The 16,731-nt window shown below is 61.1% G+C and carries 13 protein-coding genes and 6 tRNA genes; 14 read left to right on the top strand and 5 right to left on the bottom strand.

Going from position 1 to position 16,731, the window contains the following annotated elements; genetic code table 11:
* Positions 1-153 precede the first annotated feature (153 nt).
* Both ACFWHB_RS18840 and ACFWHB_RS18835 read left to right on the top strand, forming a co-directional pair.
* Positions 154-681, top strand: coding sequence for a hypothetical protein (locus tag ACFWHB_RS18840; RefSeq protein ID WP_111913441.1), 528 nt, complete (start codon positions 154-156; stop codon positions 679-681).
* Between the two features lie 9 nt (positions 682-690).
* A complete protein-coding gene (locus ACFWHB_RS18835) occupies positions 691-2,289 on the top strand; it encodes a BCCT family transporter (RefSeq protein ID WP_025325617.1) in 1,599 nt (532 codons plus the stop codon).
* 78 nt (positions 2,290-2,367) lie between these two features.
* On the opposite strand, the gene mutS is transcribed toward ACFWHB_RS18835, so the two are convergent.
* Positions 2,368-4,938, bottom strand: coding sequence for a DNA mismatch repair protein MutS (mutS, locus tag ACFWHB_RS18830; RefSeq protein ID WP_395949033.1), 2,571 nt, complete (start codon positions 4,936-4,938; stop codon positions 2,368-2,370).
* Positions 4,939-5,206: 268 nt separating this feature from the next.
* Positions 5,207-5,614 (bottom strand): Spy/CpxP family protein refolding chaperone, encoded by a 408-nt coding sequence (locus tag ACFWHB_RS18825; RefSeq protein WP_234569625.1) that lies wholly within the window; start codon positions 5,612-5,614, stop codon positions 5,207-5,209.
* A 249-nt stretch (positions 5,615-5,863) separates the two neighbouring features.
* Between ACFWHB_RS18825 and pncC the strand changes: the two genes are divergently transcribed.
* The 12 genes from pncC (at position 5,864) to ACFWHB_RS18765 (ending at position 13,355) form a co-directional block, all read left to right on the top strand.
* Positions 5,864-6,355 (top strand): nicotinamide-nucleotide amidase, encoded by a 492-nt coding sequence (pncC, locus tag ACFWHB_RS18820; RefSeq protein ID WP_106887795.1) that lies wholly within the window; start codon positions 5,864-5,866, stop codon positions 6,353-6,355.
* 80 nt (positions 6,356-6,435) lie between these two features.
* Positions 6,436-7,497, top strand: coding sequence for a recombinase RecA (recA, locus tag ACFWHB_RS18815; RefSeq protein WP_106885048.1), 1,062 nt, complete (start codon positions 6,436-6,438; stop codon positions 7,495-7,497).
* A gap of 40 nt (positions 7,498-7,537) precedes the next feature.
* The gene (locus ACFWHB_RS18810) at positions 7,538-8,038 is read left to right on the top strand and encodes a regulatory protein RecX (RefSeq protein ID WP_111913721.1); all 501 of its coding nucleotides are present in this window, start codon (positions 7,538-7,540) and stop codon (positions 8,036-8,038) included.
* 277 nt (positions 8,039-8,315) lie between these two features.
* Positions 8,316-10,940 (top strand): alanine--tRNA ligase, encoded by a 2,625-nt coding sequence (alaS, locus tag ACFWHB_RS18805; protein WP_139744992.1) that lies wholly within the window; start codon positions 8,316-8,318, stop codon positions 10,938-10,940.
* Between the two features lie 16 nt (positions 10,941-10,956).
* Positions 10,957-12,204: an aspartate kinase gene (locus ACFWHB_RS18800; RefSeq protein WP_139744991.1), complete on the top strand. Its 1,248-nt coding sequence runs from the start codon at positions 10,957-10,959 to the stop codon at positions 12,202-12,204.
* A 93-nt stretch (positions 12,205-12,297) separates the two neighbouring features.
* On the top strand, positions 12,298-12,486 hold the full coding sequence (gene csrA / locus ACFWHB_RS18795) for a carbon storage regulator CsrA (protein ID WP_005315760.1): 189 nt from the start codon (positions 12,298-12,300) through the stop codon (positions 12,484-12,486).
* Between the two features lie 213 nt (positions 12,487-12,699).
* Positions 12,700-12,792 (top strand) — tRNA-Ser (locus ACFWHB_RS18790).
* Positions 12,793-12,795: 3 nt separating this feature from the next.
* Positions 12,796-12,872, top strand: a tRNA-Arg gene (locus tag ACFWHB_RS18785).
* Positions 12,873-12,970: 98 nt separating this feature from the next.
* Positions 12,971-13,047, top strand: a tRNA-Arg gene (locus ACFWHB_RS18780).
* A 26-nt stretch (positions 13,048-13,073) separates the two neighbouring features.
* A tRNA-Arg gene (locus ACFWHB_RS18775) sits at positions 13,074-13,150 on the top strand.
* A gap of 26 nt (positions 13,151-13,176) precedes the next feature.
* Positions 13,177-13,253: transfer RNA gene (locus tag ACFWHB_RS18770), tRNA-Arg, on the top strand.
* 25 nt (positions 13,254-13,278) lie between these two features.
* Positions 13,279-13,355 (top strand) — tRNA-Arg (locus tag ACFWHB_RS18765).
* A gap of 379 nt (positions 13,356-13,734) precedes the next feature.
* On the opposite strand, the gene pbpG is transcribed toward ACFWHB_RS18765, so the two are convergent.
* The 3 genes from pbpG to ACFWHB_RS18750 form a co-directional block, all read right to left on the bottom strand.
* Positions 13,735-14,562, bottom strand: a complete 828-nt coding sequence (gene pbpG, locus ACFWHB_RS18760) for a D-alanyl-D-alanine endopeptidase (RefSeq protein ID WP_106885045.1) — start codon at positions 14,560-14,562, stop codon at positions 13,735-13,737.
* A gap of 137 nt (positions 14,563-14,699) precedes the next feature.
* Positions 14,700-15,365 carry a DedA family protein gene (locus ACFWHB_RS18755; RefSeq protein WP_106885044.1) on the bottom strand — a complete coding sequence of 222 codons (666 nt, stop codon included), beginning with the start codon at positions 15,363-15,365 and terminating at the stop codon, positions 14,700-14,702.
* A gap of 18 nt (positions 15,366-15,383) precedes the next feature.
* On the bottom strand, positions 15,384-16,676 hold the full coding sequence (locus ACFWHB_RS18750; RefSeq protein ID WP_025325627.1) for a hemolysin family protein: 1,293 nt from the start codon (positions 16,674-16,676) through the stop codon (positions 15,384-15,386).
* Positions 16,677-16,731: the final 55 nt, after the last annotated feature.

Here is a 16,731-nt window from a genome sequence, read left to right as displayed (position 1 = left end):
TCATCGCAGGGCAGTGGAGAGGCGCAAAATTCTCCGCCTAATCCCCAACAAGGTCAATATGGTTTTTGGTGTAATCATTTCTGCTCTAATGAATTTTATGTTAGGTTATTGGACAATTGCCGCATTTAAACCCGATATTTGAGGAGTGACATCATGAATGACGACCTGGATATCAAGTCCCTGGTTGCCGACCTTCGCGTGGTCAGGGTCCGCTATGAACTGCCAGATACCTCGGCTTTCGTGCGTTATCAGCCCGCCTATGACGAGGATCCCAACAACCTGCAGGTGCATCACTACGATGGTGAGCTGCCGCTCTCATGCAGCGACACAGGTTCTTTCAGTCTAAAGGAGTTGGTGAACGAATTGCGCTACGCCTATGTGCTGGTGCACCTCTTCCCCGACGAGAGTGCAATGAACTTCTACCTGGCCGGTCTGGACAATGGCCTGGCCCAGCTCGAGTTCATCGGCGGCTCCTATGACTTCAACCGGCTCTGGATCACCAGCGGGATCTCCAGTCTGGGGGTGCCCATGGCCATCTTCCTCGGCAAGCGTCACGCCGTGAACGGCCAGCCTTCGGTCACCCTGGTGGATCACCGCGAGCGGGTGGCGGGTCGACTGGTCTATCGCGCCATCGGTGGAGCGGGGGATCACGTGGGTGAAGATTTTTTCAACAATGACTAAGGAGGCCCGATGAGAGCAACCAAAGGGCTATTGAAAGGCCTCAATCCCACCATGGCCATGACGGCCCTCACCGTCGTGACCCTGTTCCTGTTGTTTGGGGTGTTTGACCCGGATACCGCGGGAACCTGGTTCACCGGCGCCAAGGACACCATCATTGCAGGCTTCAAGTGGTACTACATTCTGGTGGTTGCCCTGTTCCTGTTCTTCGCCGTCTACCTGATGTTCAGCCGTTTTGGCAGCATTCGACTGGGCGACGACGACCAGGTACCGGAGTTCGGCTACTTCGCCTGGTTCTCCATGCTGTTCAGCGCCGGCATGGGCATAGGCCTGGTGTTCTGGAGCATAGCCGAGCCCATGTATCACCTGCAGGGCAACCCCTTCGTCACCGAAGGGATGACGCCGGAAGCGGCTCAGATCGCCATGCGCCTCACCTTCTTCCACTGGGGTCTGCACCCCTGGGCCATCTATGTGATCGTCGGCCTGTCGCTGGCCTTCTTCAGCTACCGCCGCAAGTTGCCGCTGGCCATTCGTTCCGTGCTCTACCCTATCCTCGGCGAGCGGATCTACGGCTTCTGGGGCCATGCCGCCGACGTGCTGGCGGTGTTCGGCACAGTGTTCGGGGTGGCCACCTCCTTAGGACTTGGCGTCTCCCAGATGAACACCGGCCTCAACCAGATGTTCGGCATGGAAGTCTCCCAGCACAGCCAGCTCTGGCTCATCGGTGGCATCAGCCTGATCGCCACCCTGTCGGCCATCTCCGGCGTGGGGCGTGGGGTGAAGATCCTCTCCGAGCTCAACATCTGGCTCAGCGCCTTCATCCTCGTCCTCTTCCTGGTGCTGGGGCCGACCACCTATATCCTCAACGCCTATGTGCAGAACATCGGTGATTACCTGCAAAACATCGTCAAACTGAGCTTCTGGACCAACACAGAGGCGAACGGCACCTCGGCCTGGCAATCGAGCTGGACCGCCTTTTACTGGGGCTGGTGGATAGCCTGGGCCCCCTTCGTCGGCATGTTCATCGCCCGCATCTCCAAGGGACGCACCATTCGTGAGTTTGTGCTCGGCGTGCTGCTGGTACCCTCCCTGCTCGGCATGTTCTGGCTCACAGTATTCGGCGGTACTGCCATGCATCTGGAGCTGTTCGGCGGCGGTGGCGTGGTGGCGGCGGTCAACCAGGACGTGACCCTGGCGCTCTACAAGACGGTGGAGCTGCTGCACTGGGAGACCTTCGGCTGGATTGCGAAAGGGGTGCTGACCCTGCTCATCTGCACCTACTTCATCACCTCCAGCGACTCGGGCACGCTGGTCATCACCACCCTGCTCTCCATCGGCGATCAGGATCCCCCCGTGCTGCACCGCGCCATCTGGGGGCTGGGTCAGGGGCTGGTGGCGGCCATTCTGCTGGTATCTGGCGGCCTGGCGGCCTTGCAGGCGGCCAGCATCATAGCCGCGCTGCCCTTCTCGCTGATCATGCTGGCCATGTGCTATTCGCTGATGCAGGGGCTCAAGCAGGAGAGTCAGCACCAGTTCGAATACCGGCAGAAGCTCAAGCGCCATCCCGGCTCGGTTAATCTGAGCCTGCTGGATCGCATAGGTCCGGGCTGATGGCCCAGTGCCATTGAGGCAAAACGAAGGGGAACCGCGAGGTTCCCCTTTTTCATTGCCTGTGTTCCGGTGTTGCCGTCAGAGCATCTGCTTGAGGCGATAGAGCAGGTCCAGCGCCTGACGGGGGCTCAGCTCGTCCGGGCGCACAGCCTCCAGCTCTTCCACCACCGGATGGATTTGCGGGGCCAGAGTCACCGGAGCCGGGCGGCTTTCACCGGCTGCGACCGGGGTGGCGCTTTCCAGCTCGTGCAGTTTGTGACGGGCCTGATGGATCACCGATTTCGGCACCCCCGCCAGCGCCGCTACCTGCAGACCGTAGGAGCGGCTGGCCGCCCCTTCCTGCACCGCGTGCATAAAGGCGATGGTGTCGCCGTGCTCAACTGCATCCAGATGGACGTTGGCCAGTCCGCTCATCAGCTCCGGCAAGCGGGTCAGCTCGAAATAGTGGGTGGCGAACAGGGTGTAGGCGCCGATCTTGCTCGCCAGCTGTTCGGCGCAGGCCCACGCCAGCGAGAGGCCGTCGTAGGTGCTGGTGCCGCGGCCAATCTCGTCCATCAACACCAGACTGCGGGCGGTGGCGTTGTTGAGGATGTTGGCGGTCTCGGTCATCTCCACCATAAAGGTGGAGCGGCCTGATGCCAGATCGTCCGAGGCCCCGATGCGGGTGAAGATGCGGTCGATGGGGCCGATGCGGGCGCTGTCGGCGGGCACGAAGGCGCCGATGTGGGCCAGCAGCACGATCAGCGCGGTCTGGCGCATGTAGGTGGATTTACCACCCATGTTGGGGCCTGTGATGATCAGCATCCGCCGCTCCCGCTCAAGCCGGATGGGGTTGGCGATAAAGGGATCGCTCATCACCTGCTCCACCACCGGATGGCGGCCCGCCTCGATCAGGATCTGATCCTCATCGATCAAGGTGGGGCAGCGGTAGTCGAGGGTCTCGGCCCGCTCCGCCAGATTGGCCAGCACGTCCAGCTCCGCCAGTGCGGCGGCGGACTCCTGCAGATCGCCGAGGTGGGGCAGCAGGGCATCGAGCAGCTCTTCGTAGAGCCGCTTCTCCAGCGCCAGCGCCTGAGCCTGGGCGGTGAGCACCTTGTCCTCGTATTTCTTCAGCTCATCGATGATGTAACGTTCATTGTTCTTGAGGGTCTGGCGGCGGATGTAGTGGGCCGGCACCAGATGGCTGTTGGCGCGGCTCACCTCGATATAGAAGCCGTGCACCTTGTTGTAACCCACCTTGAGGGTGTTGATGCCGGTCAGCAGCTTCTCCCGCTCCTCGATGCGGGCGAGGCTGGCGGTGGCGCCGTTGGCCAGATCCCTCAGCTCGTCCAGCTCCTGATTGAAGCCGTCACGGATGACGCCGCCATCGCGGATCAGCACCGGCGGCACCTCCATCACAGCGCGCTCCAGCAGGTCGAGCAGCTCAGGGAAGGTGCTGGCGCGCTCGGCCAACTGCTGCACCGCTTCGTGCTCGTTATCCGCCAGCAGGCGCTGCAACTCGGGCAACTGGGCGAAGGCCTGACGCAGACGGGTGAGGTCGCGCGGACGGGCCGAGCGCAGGGCGAGGCGGGCCAGCACCCGCTCCACATCGCCCACCTGACGCAGCAAGTTGCCCAGCTCGTCATAGAGGTTCTGCTCGATGAGCTCCTTGATGGTGCTCTGGCGACCTTTGAGGATCACCCGATCGCGGATCGGCTGGTGGATCCAGCGCTTGAGCAGGCGGCTGCCCATGGGGGTGGCGGTGCGGTCCAGCACCTCGGCCAGGGTATTTTCATAGCCCCCCGCCAAGTTCTGGGTCAGCTCCAGATTGCGGCGGGTGGCGGCATCCATGATGACCGCATGATCGGGCTGCTCGAGGCGCACGCTGCGGATGTGGGGCAGGGCGGTGCGCTGGGTGTCTTTCACGTACTGCATCAGGCAGCCAGCGGCGCACAGGGCTGTCTCGCTCTGCTCGACCCCAAAGCCCACCAGATCCTGAGTGCCGAACTGCTGGCAGAGCAGCTTGCGGGCTGTGCCCAGCTCAAACTCCCACTCCGGGCGACGGCGCAGGCCGCGGCGACCCTCGACGTGGCGCAGGAACTCGAAGGACTCCGGGTAGAGCAGCTCCGCCGGGTTGGTGCGTTGCAGCTCCGCTAGTAAAGTCTCTTCCTTATCGAACTGGTTGATGAAGAAGCGGCCCGAGCCGATGTCCATGGTGCCGTAGCCGAAGCGACGACCGTCGTGGTAGACGGCGGCGATCAGGTTGTCCTGTCGCTCCGAGAGCAGCGCCTCGTCGGAGACTGTGCCCGGGGTGATGATGCGAATGACCTTGCGCTCCACCGGCCCCTTGCTGGTGGCGGGATCCCCCACCTGCTCGCAGATGGCGGCGGATTCACCGAGCTGCACCAGCTTGGCCAGATAGCCCTCGATGGCGTGATAGGGCACCCCCGCCATGGGAATGGGGCTGCCCGCGGACTGGCCGCGCTTGGTCAGGGAGATGTCGAGCAGTTGGGACGCCTTGCGGGCATCGTCATAGAACAGCTCGTAGAAGTCGCCCATCCGGTAGAACAGCAGGATCTCCGGGTTCTCGGCCTTGAGGCCAAGGTACTGCTGCATCATGGGGGTGTGGGCGCTCAGGTTGGCGCTGGTGGCTTGGTGCTGTGCTGTCATGTTCTATTCCAGAAGGTGCTCTTGCGGGCAAGCGTCTGCCGTAATGGGTCTGAATCTGGTGGCCATTCTACATGGTCGGGCCGAGATGGTGAGGGGTTATCTCGCTTTGGGGAAGGCAGTCCTGAGGTTTCAGGGGCCGGGTGGCGTTGGCAGGGCGTCACCGGGATCAGAAGCGAGGAGGGGCGGGGGTGCGAGGCGTGGAGGGGGGAGGGGCAAGATCCCCGCCATCAGCGCGGGGATTTGGCGTCACAGAAACGGGAGCCGTCTCTCAATACATGGCTTCGTTGCCACTGAGCATCTCGTGCAGCTTGGTTTTCTGCTCCGGGGTCAGCACCTTGCTGACTTCGAACAGGTAATGGGCACGGTAGTAGCGGGCCTCGGCTTGCACGCTGCTGATGGTCTGCAGCTGCTTCTTGGCGGCCGCCTCGTCCCACTTGCCGGTCTTGATCATGTTGATGATGACGTCCTGACCGATGGCGTCGAGCTTGACCGAACCGAGTTCCTTGGCCGCTTTCTCACGCAGGCTCTTGATCTGCTCAACCTGTGCGGTGGAGAGGTTCAGCTCTTGCGCCAGGGTGGTTTCGCTCTGCAGCTCGGGGGCGCTCTCGGCGGCGAAGGTGTTGGTGGCAAAACAGATCGCCAGGGCAGTCATGGCGACTTTAAATTGATGCTTCATCTGCTTTCTCCAGTATCCAAAAAGATAGAAACCGCATACAGGGCGGTGCCTGCTGATTATAGGAAGCCCCCATGTACTGGAGCTTAAGCGTTGGCGACTTGCCGCTGTGGCGCACTTGCGTCCAATGTTCGGCAGGGCCATGCCGGTCGGTCGCTGACGCAGCCGGCTCCGGGTCGGTTGCTCGCGATTCGGGGCGACTGCATAATGACCCCCATGTTTCCCCCGCAAGGGGCCAGAGAGGGCATGATGATGGGGCTTGAGGCAGAGATCGACCGTTTATCCCGGGAGCTCGGCGAGGCATTGCAGGCACGAGGCTGGTTCGCAGCCACGGCGGAGTCCTGTACCGGGGGCGGCGTTGCCACGGCCATCACGGATATTGCGGGCAGCTCAGGCTGGTTCGACCGCGGCTTTGTCACCTACACCAACGAGGCCAAGCAGCAGATGCTGGGGGTGAGCATCGACAGCCTGCTGCGCCATGGCGCCGTCAGCGAGGCCGTGGTGCTGGAGATGGCCAGAGGGGGCCTGGCCCGTTCCGATGCGGGGATCTGCGTCGCCATCAGCGGCATTGCCGGACCCGGTGGCGGCAGTGACGACAAGCCGGTCGGCACCGTCTGGTTCGCCTGGGCGGATCGCACGGGTCGCCATCAATCCCTGCTCGCCCGCTTCGATGGCGACCGCCATCAGGTGCGCCAGCAGGCGGTCAGACAGGCCTTGTCGGGACTGCTGGCCCTGCTCAGATAAATTGGGCTTGATACTGTATGCATAAACAGTATACTTAGCCCAACTTCACTTCTACATCACGATTCCCAGCGGAGATTGGCATGGATCAGAACAAACAGAAGGCACTGGCGGCTGCGCTGGGCCAGATCGAAAAGCAGTTTGGCAAAGGCTCCATCATGCGTCTGGGCGACAGCAAGACCATGGACATCGAAGCCATCTCCACCGGCTCCCTCTCCCTGGATGTGGCGCTGGGCATCGGCGGTCTGCCGTGCGGTCGTATCGTCGAGATCTACGGCCCGGAATCGTCAGGTAAAACCACCCTCACCCTGCAGGTGATCGCGGAAGCCCAGAAGAAAGGCAAGACCTGTGCCTTCGTCGATGCGGAACACGCACTCGATCCTATCTATGCTGCCAAGCTGGGGGTCAACGTCGACGACCTGCTGATCTCCCAGCCGGATACCGGTGAACAGGCGCTGGAAATCTGCGACATGCTGGTGCGCTCCAACGCCGTTGACGTCATCATCGTCGACTCGGTAGCGGCCCTGACGCCGAAAGCGGAAATCGAAGGTGAGATGGGTGACTCCCACGTCGGTCTGCAGGCCCGCCTGATGTCCCAGGCGCTGCGCAAGCTGACCGCCAACATCAAGAACGCCAACTGCCTGTGCATCTTCATCAACCAGATCCGGATGAAGATCGGAGTAATGTTCGGTAGCCCCGAGACCACCACTGGTGGTAACGCGCTCAAGTTCTACGCCTCCGTCCGTCTGGATATCCGTCGTATCGGCGCCATCAAGGACGGCGACGAAGTGGTCGGTAACGAGACCCGTGTCAAGGTGGTCAAGAACAAGGTGGCCCCGCCCTTCAAGCAGGCCGAGTTCCAGATCTTCTACGGTGCCGGCATCTCCAAAGAGGGCGAGCTGGTTGATCTGGGCGTCAAGCACAAGCTGATCGACAAGGCCGGTGCCTGGTACAGCTACAACGGCGAGAAGATCGGTCAGGGCAAGGCCAACGTGATGAAACTGTTCGCCGAGAACAAGGTGATGGCTGCCGAGGTGGAAGCCCGCCTGCGTGAGCTGCTGCTCTCCGGTGCCGTGCCGGTCGAGAAGCCGGTGGCCGCGGTCGCCGAAGAGTTTGAAGACGAAAGCGAACAAGAGTTCGAATAAGGAATAAGGAAGGCCGGGTTAATACCCGGCCTTGTCATTTATGGTCGATGAATCCTCCCCCGAACCCGTTGAACTCTCCTTTGAAGAACTGTTTGCCGCCGCCCGCGCCTTTGCCATGCGCAGTCTGGCTCGCCGTGAGAGCGCCGAGTCCGAGCTGGCCAAGCGGCTACGGCTGCAGGGCTTCAATGAAGAGGTGATCGAGGCGGTTGTCGAGTATTGCCGCGGCTACAACTGGGTCAATGACGATCGTTACGGCGCCATGGCAGTGCGGGCCGGTGCGGCCAAGGGTCATGGTCCCATCAAGATCCGCTTCGATCTGCGCCGCAAGGGGCTGGACGATATGCAGATAGACGCCGCATTCGACCAGCCGGAGCTGGATTGGTTCGAGCTGGCGTTCGCCCTGCTGGAGCGGCGTGCCAGAGTCGCCGATCTGGGGGATTTCAAGCTGCGGATGAAATGGCTCAAGTACCTGCTTGGGCGAGGCTTTACCCAGGATCAGGCGCGTTACGCCATCTCGGCACTGCAGCAGGGGGAGGAATAAAGGGCCGGTGCTGGCCATGGAGCCGTGGCGTGTTCCTGCGATGCGTGCAGATAAGAGAGGGCCTTTTCCCTGTTTTATCCTGTTTCTGATGGCCGCGGCGCCATGATCCGCCACCCAGCCGACTCCCCTTTCGGCCTGCTCCTGCACGGCGTCCTGCCGCTGCCCCGTCCATTGGGGGCTTTTTCACCCGTGACGGGCCCGCGCGTTTTACTTTACCCCGCAGAAAACTTACATTATTGCGATTAAAAGTCCGTATCCGAATCAAGCAGGATTTTCCATGTATATGTCCACGTCAGAGTTACGCGCAGCGTTTCTCGAGTATTTCCGCTCCCAGGGGCACCAGGTTGTCTCCTCCAGCTCGCTGGTGCCGCACAACGATCCGACCTTGCTGTTCACCAACGCAGGGATGAACCAGTTCAAGGACGTGTTCCTTGGCGCAGAGAAGCGTGCCTACAACCGCGCGACCACGGCCCAGCGCTGTGTGCGGGCCGGCGGCAAGCACAATGACCTGGAAAACGTCGGCTATACCGCTCGTCACCACACCTTCTTCGAGATGCTGGGCAACTTCAGCTTCGGTGACTACTTCAAGCAGGACGCCATCCGTTTTGCCTGGGAATTCCTGACCGGTACCCTCAAGCTTCCCAAAGAGCGCCTGCTGGTGACCGTCTATGAAACGGACGACGAAGCTTTCAACATCTGGGCAAACGAGATCGGCGTGCCGGTCGAGCGCATAGTGCGCATCGGCGACAACAAGGGTGCCGCCTTTGCCTCAGATAACTTCTGGCAGATGGGTGATACGGGTCCCTGCGGCCCCTGCACCGAGATCTTCTACGACCACGGCGATCACCTCTGGGGTGGTCCTCCCGGTTCACCGGAGGAAGACGGCGACCGTTTCATCGAGATCTGGAACGTGGTCTTCATGCAGTTCAACCGTCAGGCTGACGGCACCATGGAGCCGCTGCCCCGTCCGTCCGTGGACACCGGTATGGGCCTGGAGCGTATCTCCGCCATCATGCAGGGCGTGCACTCCAACTACGAGATCGACATCTTCCAGGCGCTGATCAAGAAGGCCGCCGAGATCGTCGGCACCGAGGATCTGAGCAACCAGTCCCTGCGCGTCATCGCCGACCATATCCGTTCCTGCGCCTTCCTGGTGGCTGACGGCGTCATGCCCTCCAACGAAGGCCGTGGCTATGTGCTGCGTCGCATCATCCGCCGCGCCGTTCGCCACGGTCGCAAGCTGGGTGCCACCGAGATCTTCTTCTACAAGCTGGCCGCCGAGCTGGCGGTGCAGATGAAGGACGTGGCTGCCGAACTCATCGCCCAGCTGCCGCTGGTCGAGCGCGTGCTGCGCATCGAGGAAGAGCAGTTCGTCCGTACCCTGGACAGGGGCCTGCTGCTGCTCGAAGAGGTGCTGGCGAACCTGGGCGATGCCAAGGTCATCCCGGGCGAGGTGGTGTTCAAGCTGTATGACACCTACGGCTTCCCGGCAGATCTTACCGCCGACGTGGTCCGCGAGCGCGAGATCGGTATCGACGAGGAAGGCTTCAAGGCCGAGATGGAGAAGCAGCGCGCCCGTGCGAAGGAGGCCTCCAGCTTCGGTGTGAACTATAACGAGGTGTTGAAACTCGATTTCGAGACCCCATTTACCGGTTACAAGCAGCTGAGCCAAACGACTCAGGTGGTCGGCATCTACAAGGATGCTGTCGAAGTGAGTGGGCTGATCGCCGGTGAAGAAGCGGTGATCGTGCTGGCCGAGACCCCCTTCTACGCCGAGTCCGGTGGCCAGGTGGGCGACAGCGGCATTCTGAAAGTGGATGACGGCATCTTCGCCGTGACCGACACCCAGTATGCGGGCAATGCCATCATTCACAAGGGCTATATGGAGCTGGGTACCCTGGAGAAGGGCGCCGAGGTGGAAGCTGTGGTCGACGGGGATCGCCGTCAGGCCGTGGCCCTCAACCACTCTGTCACTCACCTGCTGCACGCGGCCCTGCGCCAGGCGCTGGGTGATCACGTGACCCAGAAGGGCTCCCTGGTCGGGGCGGAGCGCATGCGCTTCGACTTCTCCCACTTCGAAGGCCTGACCATGGCGACCATTCGCCGGGTCGAGGAGCTGGTCAACGCCCAGATCCGTGCCAACCACGATGTCGTCACCCAGGTGATGGATCTGGAAGCGGCCAAGTCCGCTGGTGCCATGGCGCTGTTTGGCGAGAAGTACGAAGACGACGTGCGTGTCGTGCGCATGGGTGATTACTCCACCGAGCTGTGTGGCGGTACTCACGCCAAGCGTACCGGTGACATCGGCTTCTTCAAGATCATCGCCGAGAGCGGTGTTGCCGCCGGGGTGCGCCGCATCGAAGCTGTGACCGGCAAGGGCGCCATCGATTTCATGCACCAGCTGGCAGAGCAGTTTGAAGAAGCCGCGGCCCTGGTGAAAGGGGACCAGTTCTCCATCGGCAGCAAGGTGCGCCAGCTGTTGGACAAGTCCCGGATGATGGAGCGCGAGCTGGAGCAGCTCAAGGCCAAGCTGGCCGCTCAGGCTGGCAGCGACCTGCTGAGCCAGGTCATCGAGATCAAGGGCCAGAAGGTGCTGATCGCGGCGCTGGACGGGGCCGATCCCAAGTCCCTGCGCGGCATGCTGGACGAGCTGAAGAACCGGATGAAGTCCGGCGTCGTACTGCTGGCAACCAGCAGCGAGGACAAGGTCAACCTGATCGCCGGCGTGACCAACGATCTGACCGCCAAGGTGAAGGCCGGTGAGCTGGTCAACCTGGTGGCCCAGCAAGTGGGTGGCAAGGGGGGTGGTCGTCCTGACATGGCCCAGGCGGGTGGTACCCAGCCTGATGCGGTGCCGGCGGCCCTGCAATCCGTTCACTCCTGGCTGGAAGAGCGCCTGTAAACGGGCGAGGTGATCTGTGGCACTCTATGTACAGAAGTACGGCGGCACCTCGGTCGGCACGCTGGAGCGGATCGAGGCGGTAGCTGATCGTGTTCAGCTGAGCCGCGCCCAGGGGCATGATGTGGTGGTGGTCGTGTCCGCCATGTCGGGCGAAACAAACCGGTTGCTGGGCATGGCCCAGCAGCTGGATCCGGATGCCAACCGGCGCGAGATGGATGTGCTGGTCTCGACCGGTGAACAGGTCACCATAGCGCTGCTGGCCATCGCGTTGAACAAACGGGGTTGTCCTGCGGTCTCAATGACCGGTGATCAGGTTCGTATCCACACCGATTCCGCCCATGGCAAGGCGCGTATCACCCAGATCGACACCGGGCAGGTTCAGGCCGAGCTGGGTGCGGGCAAGGTGGTGGTGATCGCCGGCTTCCAGGGCCGTGATGAACACAACGCCATCACCACCCTGGGGCGAGGTGGTTCGGACACCACGGCGGTTGCCGTGGCGGCGGCCATCAAGGCCGATGAATGCCAGATCTTTACCGATGTGGATGGGGTCTATACCACGGATCCGCGCATCGAGCCCAAGGCACGCCGCCTCTCCACCATCACCTTCGAGGAGATGCTGGAAATGGCGAGTCTGGGGGCCAAGGTGCTGCAGATCCGTTCGGTGGAATTCGCGGGCAAGTACCGCGTACCGCTGCGGGTGCTGTCGAGTTTTGTCGACGGAGAGGGAACCTTAATCACATATGGAGGTGAGAGAATGGAAGCACCCCTGGTATCCGGCATTGCGTTCAATCGCAACGAGGCCAGCCTGACCATTCTGGGTGTGCCGGACAGGCCGACGGTGGCCGCGCAGATCCTGAATCCGATCAGCGACGCCAACATAGATGTCGACATGATAGTGCAGAACACCATGGGGGATGGCACCGCCGACTTCACCTTCACGGTGAATCGCGATGACTATCGCCGGGCTCGCGCCTTGCTGGAGGAGACCGCCACCCTGTTGGGGGCAGCCTGCGTGCAGGGCAACGGGGAGATCGCCAAGGTCTCCATCGTCGGGGTCGGCATGTGGAATCATCCCGGGGTCGCGCGCACCATGTTCAAGGTATTGGGCGAGGAGGGGATCAACATGCAGTTGATCTCCACTTCTGAAATCAAGATATCCGTGGTGATTGACGAGAAGTACCTGGAGCTGGCCGTGCGTTCGTTGCACTCAGCGTTCGGGCTGGATAATGAGCCTCATGAGCAGCCCTTGGGGAACAATCCCTGATTGATTTAGTTTCAACCATTTACCATATCGGTATCTTTGTAAGATAATGGCGCATATCGATATAAATACAAAACAGGATACAGGAGCAAGCGAATGCTTATTTTGACTCGTCGTGTAGGGGAAACCCTGATGATCGGTGACGAAGTGACTGTCACCGTGCTGGGCGTTAAGGGTAACCAGGTTCGTATCGGTGTGAACGCACCCAAAGAGGTCTCCGTACACCGCGAAGAGATCTACATGCGGATACAGGCCGAGAAAGTACCGGGCCAACCGAATTTCTAAGCCATCCCATTGGCAGCCTCAAGGCGACATCTCAGGTGTCGCCTTTTGTTTTTCCGGGCCCTGCAAATCGTCTTGCAGGGCCCGAAAGCAGGGGGTAAGTGTCGATATTGCTTGAATATTCCACGCTTTGACCAAATGCTGAGCGAACACGCTGTTTTCTCCAAAAAAGTGTTTGACTAAAAATCCCTGTGAAGTATTATCAGCCCCGCAAACGGAGAGGTGGCCGAGAGGCTGAAGGCGCTCCCCTGCTAAGGGAGTATGCGGCTTATACCCGCATCGGGGGTTCGAATCCCCCCTTCTCCGCCATTTGCGCCCGTAGCTCAGCTGGATAGAGTACCTGGCTACGAACCAGGTGGTCAGAGGTTCGAATCCTCTCGGGCGCACCATATTCGACTCATGATGAGTCATGTATCGACCGTCAGCAGGTTGGTACGCTAGAAAAGGCTTACTGTTGAGTAAGCTTTTTTTATCGCTTTAAATCAGGGCGCCCGTAGCTCAGCTGGATAGAGTACCTGGCTACGAACCAGGTGGTCAGAGGTTCGAATCCTCTCGGGCGCACCATTTAAAGTGAAATCAACGATTTATGAGCGCCCGTAGCTCAGCTGGATAGAGTACCTGGCTACGAACCAGGTGGTCAGAGGTTCGAATCCTCTCGGGCGCACCATTTTAGGCAGTACCAAAAGTTTGTGAGCGCCCGTAGCTCAGCTGGATAGAGTACCTGGCTACGAACCAGGTGGTCAGAGGTTCGAATCCTCTCGGGCGCACCATTTTAGCAGTACCAAAAGTTGATGAGCGCCCGTAGCTCAGCTGGATAGAGTACCTGGCTACGAACCAGGTGGTCAGAGGTTCGAATCCTCTCGGGCGCACCATACAGACAGCCTCGACGTCAGTCGGGGCTGTTTTTTTATGGGCGCTATTCCCCCGGCCGTGGGGCTCTGCTGCCCTGATGGCGGTTGATGTGCCGCCGCATTGAACGACGCTTGCCGTTCCCGCCACATCACTCTCCGTCGTCGTCCTATCTTCTCCCCGATCCCTATCAGGCTCTGCTACTCGGCGTCTTGTCATCCCCGCCCAATGTCACCTCCAGCCACACACAGGCGCTGCTGCAGGCACGCTCTGTGCCCGCGGGCATCACGAGGGCGGTATGGACCCAGGCTCTGGACGTTGAACGCCTTGGCGGCCGGCAGGGGTCTTTGGCGGGCAACAAAAAAGGATGCCGAGGCATCCTTTTTTACTTGAATCGTTCACTCAGCTCTTCAGCCATTTGCGAATGCGGTTGGCATCGCCGATCGGGGTACGTTTGCCCACAGAGTTGAGCAGCACTATGGCGAGCTCCTGACGGTCCGGTTTGGCGCGCATCAGCAGGCAGCGACCCGCCTCGTCGGTGTAGCCGGTCTTGGAGAGGCGCACGTCCCAGTCCGGGTTCTTCACCAGGGGATTGGTGTTGTTGAACATCAGGCTGTAGGCCGGCGTGCTGAAGCGCATCTCCTTGTTGGTGTCCTGGGTGAACTGGCGGATCAGCGGCTGGCGATAGGCGGCTGTGATGAGCTTGGCGAGATCCCGGGCGGTGGAGACGTTGCGAGTCGACAGACCGGTGGAGTCGTAGAATCGGCTGTTGCGCATGCCGAGTTGCCTGGCCTTGTTGTTCATGGCGCGAATGAAGGCCGAGCGGCCACCCGGGTAGTGGCGGGCGAGGGCAGAGGCCATGCGATTCTCGGAGGACATCAGCGCCAGGTGCAGGGCGTCGCGACGGCTCACCTTGGTACCGAAACGAACCCGGGAGTAGGTGTGCTTGATGTTGTCCCTGTCGTTCTGATCTATGGTCAGGGTCTGATTGAGGTTCTGGCGGGCATCCAGCACCACCAGTGCCGTCATCAGCTTGGTGAGGGAGGCGATGGGGCGCACCTGGGCAGGGTTCTTCTGATAGAGGGTCTTGCCCGTGTTGATGTCCATGACCAGGGCACTGCCCGACTTGATCTGCAGTTTGGCCGGGTTGGGCGCCGCCAGGGCTGCCTGCGATCCGAGCAGTCCTATCAATCCACATACCAGCGCGATTGCGCGAATCCGACACCCCATACAACCGACTCCATCCACAGCGAAAAAAGGCGCTAGATTCACTCATTTTTGCCCTCGCTTTACAAGAGCGGGAGGGAGGAATTCGTCACTATTTTCCATAAAAAAGGGCCGCCTGCCGGCGACCCCTGTGATTTCTCTCAATCCCTGGAGATGTGGACCTTGCGTCTGCTCAGCCAGCGCCAGACCAGCGCTATCAAGCCGCCCACCAGCAGCACCAGCGGCAGGCAGAGGATGATGCTGAGGAACTGGGACTCATACTGCGCGGCCAGCTTGGTGTGGCTCAGGTAGTAACCCAGCCCGACCAGGGGGCAGATCCACATGATGGAGCTGATGAGGTTCACCACCAGGAAGCGACCCTGGGGTATCTCGTTGGCGCCGACGATGTAGGGATAGGCGGTGCGCACGAAGGCGATGTAGCGGGCGGTGATCAGGGTGATGATGCCGTACTTGTTGAGCAGGTAGTGCACCTTCTCCTTGTGCTTCTCATCCAGGTGGGACATCAGCCTGTGGTACATCTGGGTGTGGCCGAGGAAACGCCCCTGCATGTAGCCGAGCCAGGTGCCGACGAAGGTGGCCAGGATCAGCAGCGGGACGACAGCGAGCGGCAGTACCCCCTGATAGATGAGCACGCCGGTCAGGATCAGCAGGGTGTCACCGGGCAGGAAGGCGGTCGGGATGAAGCCATTTTCCAGCACCAGGAAGGTCAGCAGGACTATGTAGACCATGAAGACCATGTTGGGGTCGGACAGGGTCGCCAGATCCTGATTAATGAAGGCGTGAGCCAGGTGGTAAAACTGCTCCATACATGCAAACTCCGCAGGTTAGCTGGGTTGGTCGGTCAAGGGCATGGCAAGCACCTTGTCGATGCGCAGGCCGTCCATATCCACGATTTCCAGTTGCCACTGTTCCAGGGTGACCAGGTCTCCGGTCTGGGGAAGGCGGCCAAGGAGCAGCATGATAAGCCCTCCGAGGGTGTGATAGTGATGTTTTTCTTCTTCCGGCAGGCGAACCAGTTCCAGACAGTCCTTCAATTCCGGCAGCGGGATCAGGCCGTCGAGCAGCCAGCTGCCATCGGCACGCTGGAAGGCCCAGTTGTCCTCCCCGTCTTCCTGCTGGAAGTCGCCCGCCAGCGTCTCCAGCAGATCCTGCTGGGTGACCAGCCCCTGCAGCTCGCCGTATTCATCCACCACCAGCACCATGTGTTCGGCGTGGGCGCGGAAGTGGTTGAGCAGCTCCAGGCCGTTGAGGGTCTCCGGCAGCAGGCTGCCGTCCTGGGTGAGGGCAGCCAGATCGATGGGCTCCCCCTTGATGTAGGCGTGCAGCACCTTGCTGACGTTGAGGATGCCCACCAGGTCAGAGAGGCTGCCGTCGCAGACCGGGAAGAAGCTGTGGCGATACTCCACCAGGCGCTGCAGGTTGGTCTCCAGCGGCAGGGAGAGATCCAGGTAGCGGATGTCGCTACGGGGCACCATCAGCGAGGAGAGGCTGCGTTCGTCGAGGCGGAACACGTTGCGCAGCATGGTGTGTTCGTGGTCTTCGATCACGCCGGCTTCGGAGCCCTCCACCAGCATGGCGTGGATCTCCTCCTGGGTGACGTTGTTGCTGTTGTTCTGATCGACCCGCAGCAGGCGCAGGCTGGCGTGGGTGGAGGCGGACAGCAGCCAGACGAAGGGACGGGTCAGGGTCGCCAGCCAGAGCATGGGGCGGGCTACCAGGCAGGCGATGCGCTCGGCACTGAGCTGACCCAGGCGCTTGGGCACCAGTTCCCCCACCACGATGGAGAGGTAGGTCACCAGCACTACGACGATTACGGTGGCGAGCAGGCTGCTGCTCTTGGGGGAGAGGCCCCACTCCTGCAACCACTGGGCGAAGGGCTGGGCCAGCAGGGACTCACCGTAGATACCGTTGAGCAGGCCTATGCTGGTGATGCCGATCTGGACGGCGGAGAGGAAATGGGTCGGATTCTCCCCCAGCTTGAGGGCGATGGCGGCAGAGCGGCTCCCCTCGCTGGCCATCTTGCTGAGACGGGCCTTGCGTGCGGTGACGATGGCGATTTCCGACATGGCGAAGACGCCATTGAGCAAAATCAATCCAAGCAGGATCAATATTTCCATACTGCAGCAGCACTCCCGGTAGAAAAGATCGCTGGCAGTGTAATGAATTTGCGGG

The sequence above is a fragment of the Aeromonas mytilicola subsp. aquatica genome (assembly GCF_044336385.1).
Lineage (GTDB): Bacteria > Pseudomonadota > Gammaproteobacteria > Enterobacterales > Aeromonadaceae > Aeromonas > Aeromonas rivipollensis.
This window is presented reverse-complemented; position numbering and strand designations above follow the sequence as displayed.

Excerpts from the sequence above, each read along its gene's own strand:
- mutS (WP_395949033.1), bottom strand. The coding sequence starts at position 4,938 with ATGACAGCACAGCACCAAGCCACCAGCGCCAACCTGAGCGCCCACACC.
- ACFWHB_RS18755 (WP_106885044.1), bottom strand. The coding sequence starts at position 15,365 with ATGGAGCAGTTTTACCACCTGGCTCACGCCTTCATTAATCAGGATCTG.
- ACFWHB_RS18840 (WP_111913441.1), top strand. The coding sequence starts at position 154 with ATGAATGACGACCTGGATATCAAGTCCCTGGTTGCCGACCTTCGCGTG.
- pbpG (WP_106885045.1), bottom strand. The coding sequence starts at position 14,562 with ATGGGGTGTCGGATTCGCGCAATCGCGCTGGTATGTGGATTGATAGGA.
- alaS (WP_139744992.1), top strand. The coding sequence starts at position 8,316 with ATGTATATGTCCACGTCAGAGTTACGCGCAGCGTTTCTCGAGTATTTC.
- ACFWHB_RS18750 (WP_025325627.1), bottom strand. The coding sequence starts at position 16,676 with ATGGAAATATTGATCCTGCTTGGATTGATTTTGCTCAATGGCGTCTTC.
- ACFWHB_RS18825 (WP_234569625.1), bottom strand. The coding sequence starts at position 5,614 with ATGAAGCATCAATTTAAAGTCGCCATGACTGCCCTGGCGATCTGTTTT.
- csrA (WP_005315760.1), top strand. The coding sequence starts at position 12,298 with ATGCTTATTTTGACTCGTCGTGTAGGGGAAACCCTGATGATCGGTGAC.
- ACFWHB_RS18810 (WP_111913721.1), top strand. The coding sequence starts at position 7,538 with ATGGTCGATGAATCCTCCCCCGAACCCGTTGAACTCTCCTTTGAAGAA.
- pncC (WP_106887795.1), top strand. The coding sequence starts at position 5,864 with ATGGGGCTTGAGGCAGAGATCGACCGTTTATCCCGGGAGCTCGGCGAG.
- ACFWHB_RS18835 (WP_025325617.1), top strand. The coding sequence starts at position 691 with ATGAGAGCAACCAAAGGGCTATTGAAAGGCCTCAATCCCACCATGGCC.
- recA (WP_106885048.1), top strand. The coding sequence starts at position 6,436 with ATGGATCAGAACAAACAGAAGGCACTGGCGGCTGCGCTGGGCCAGATC.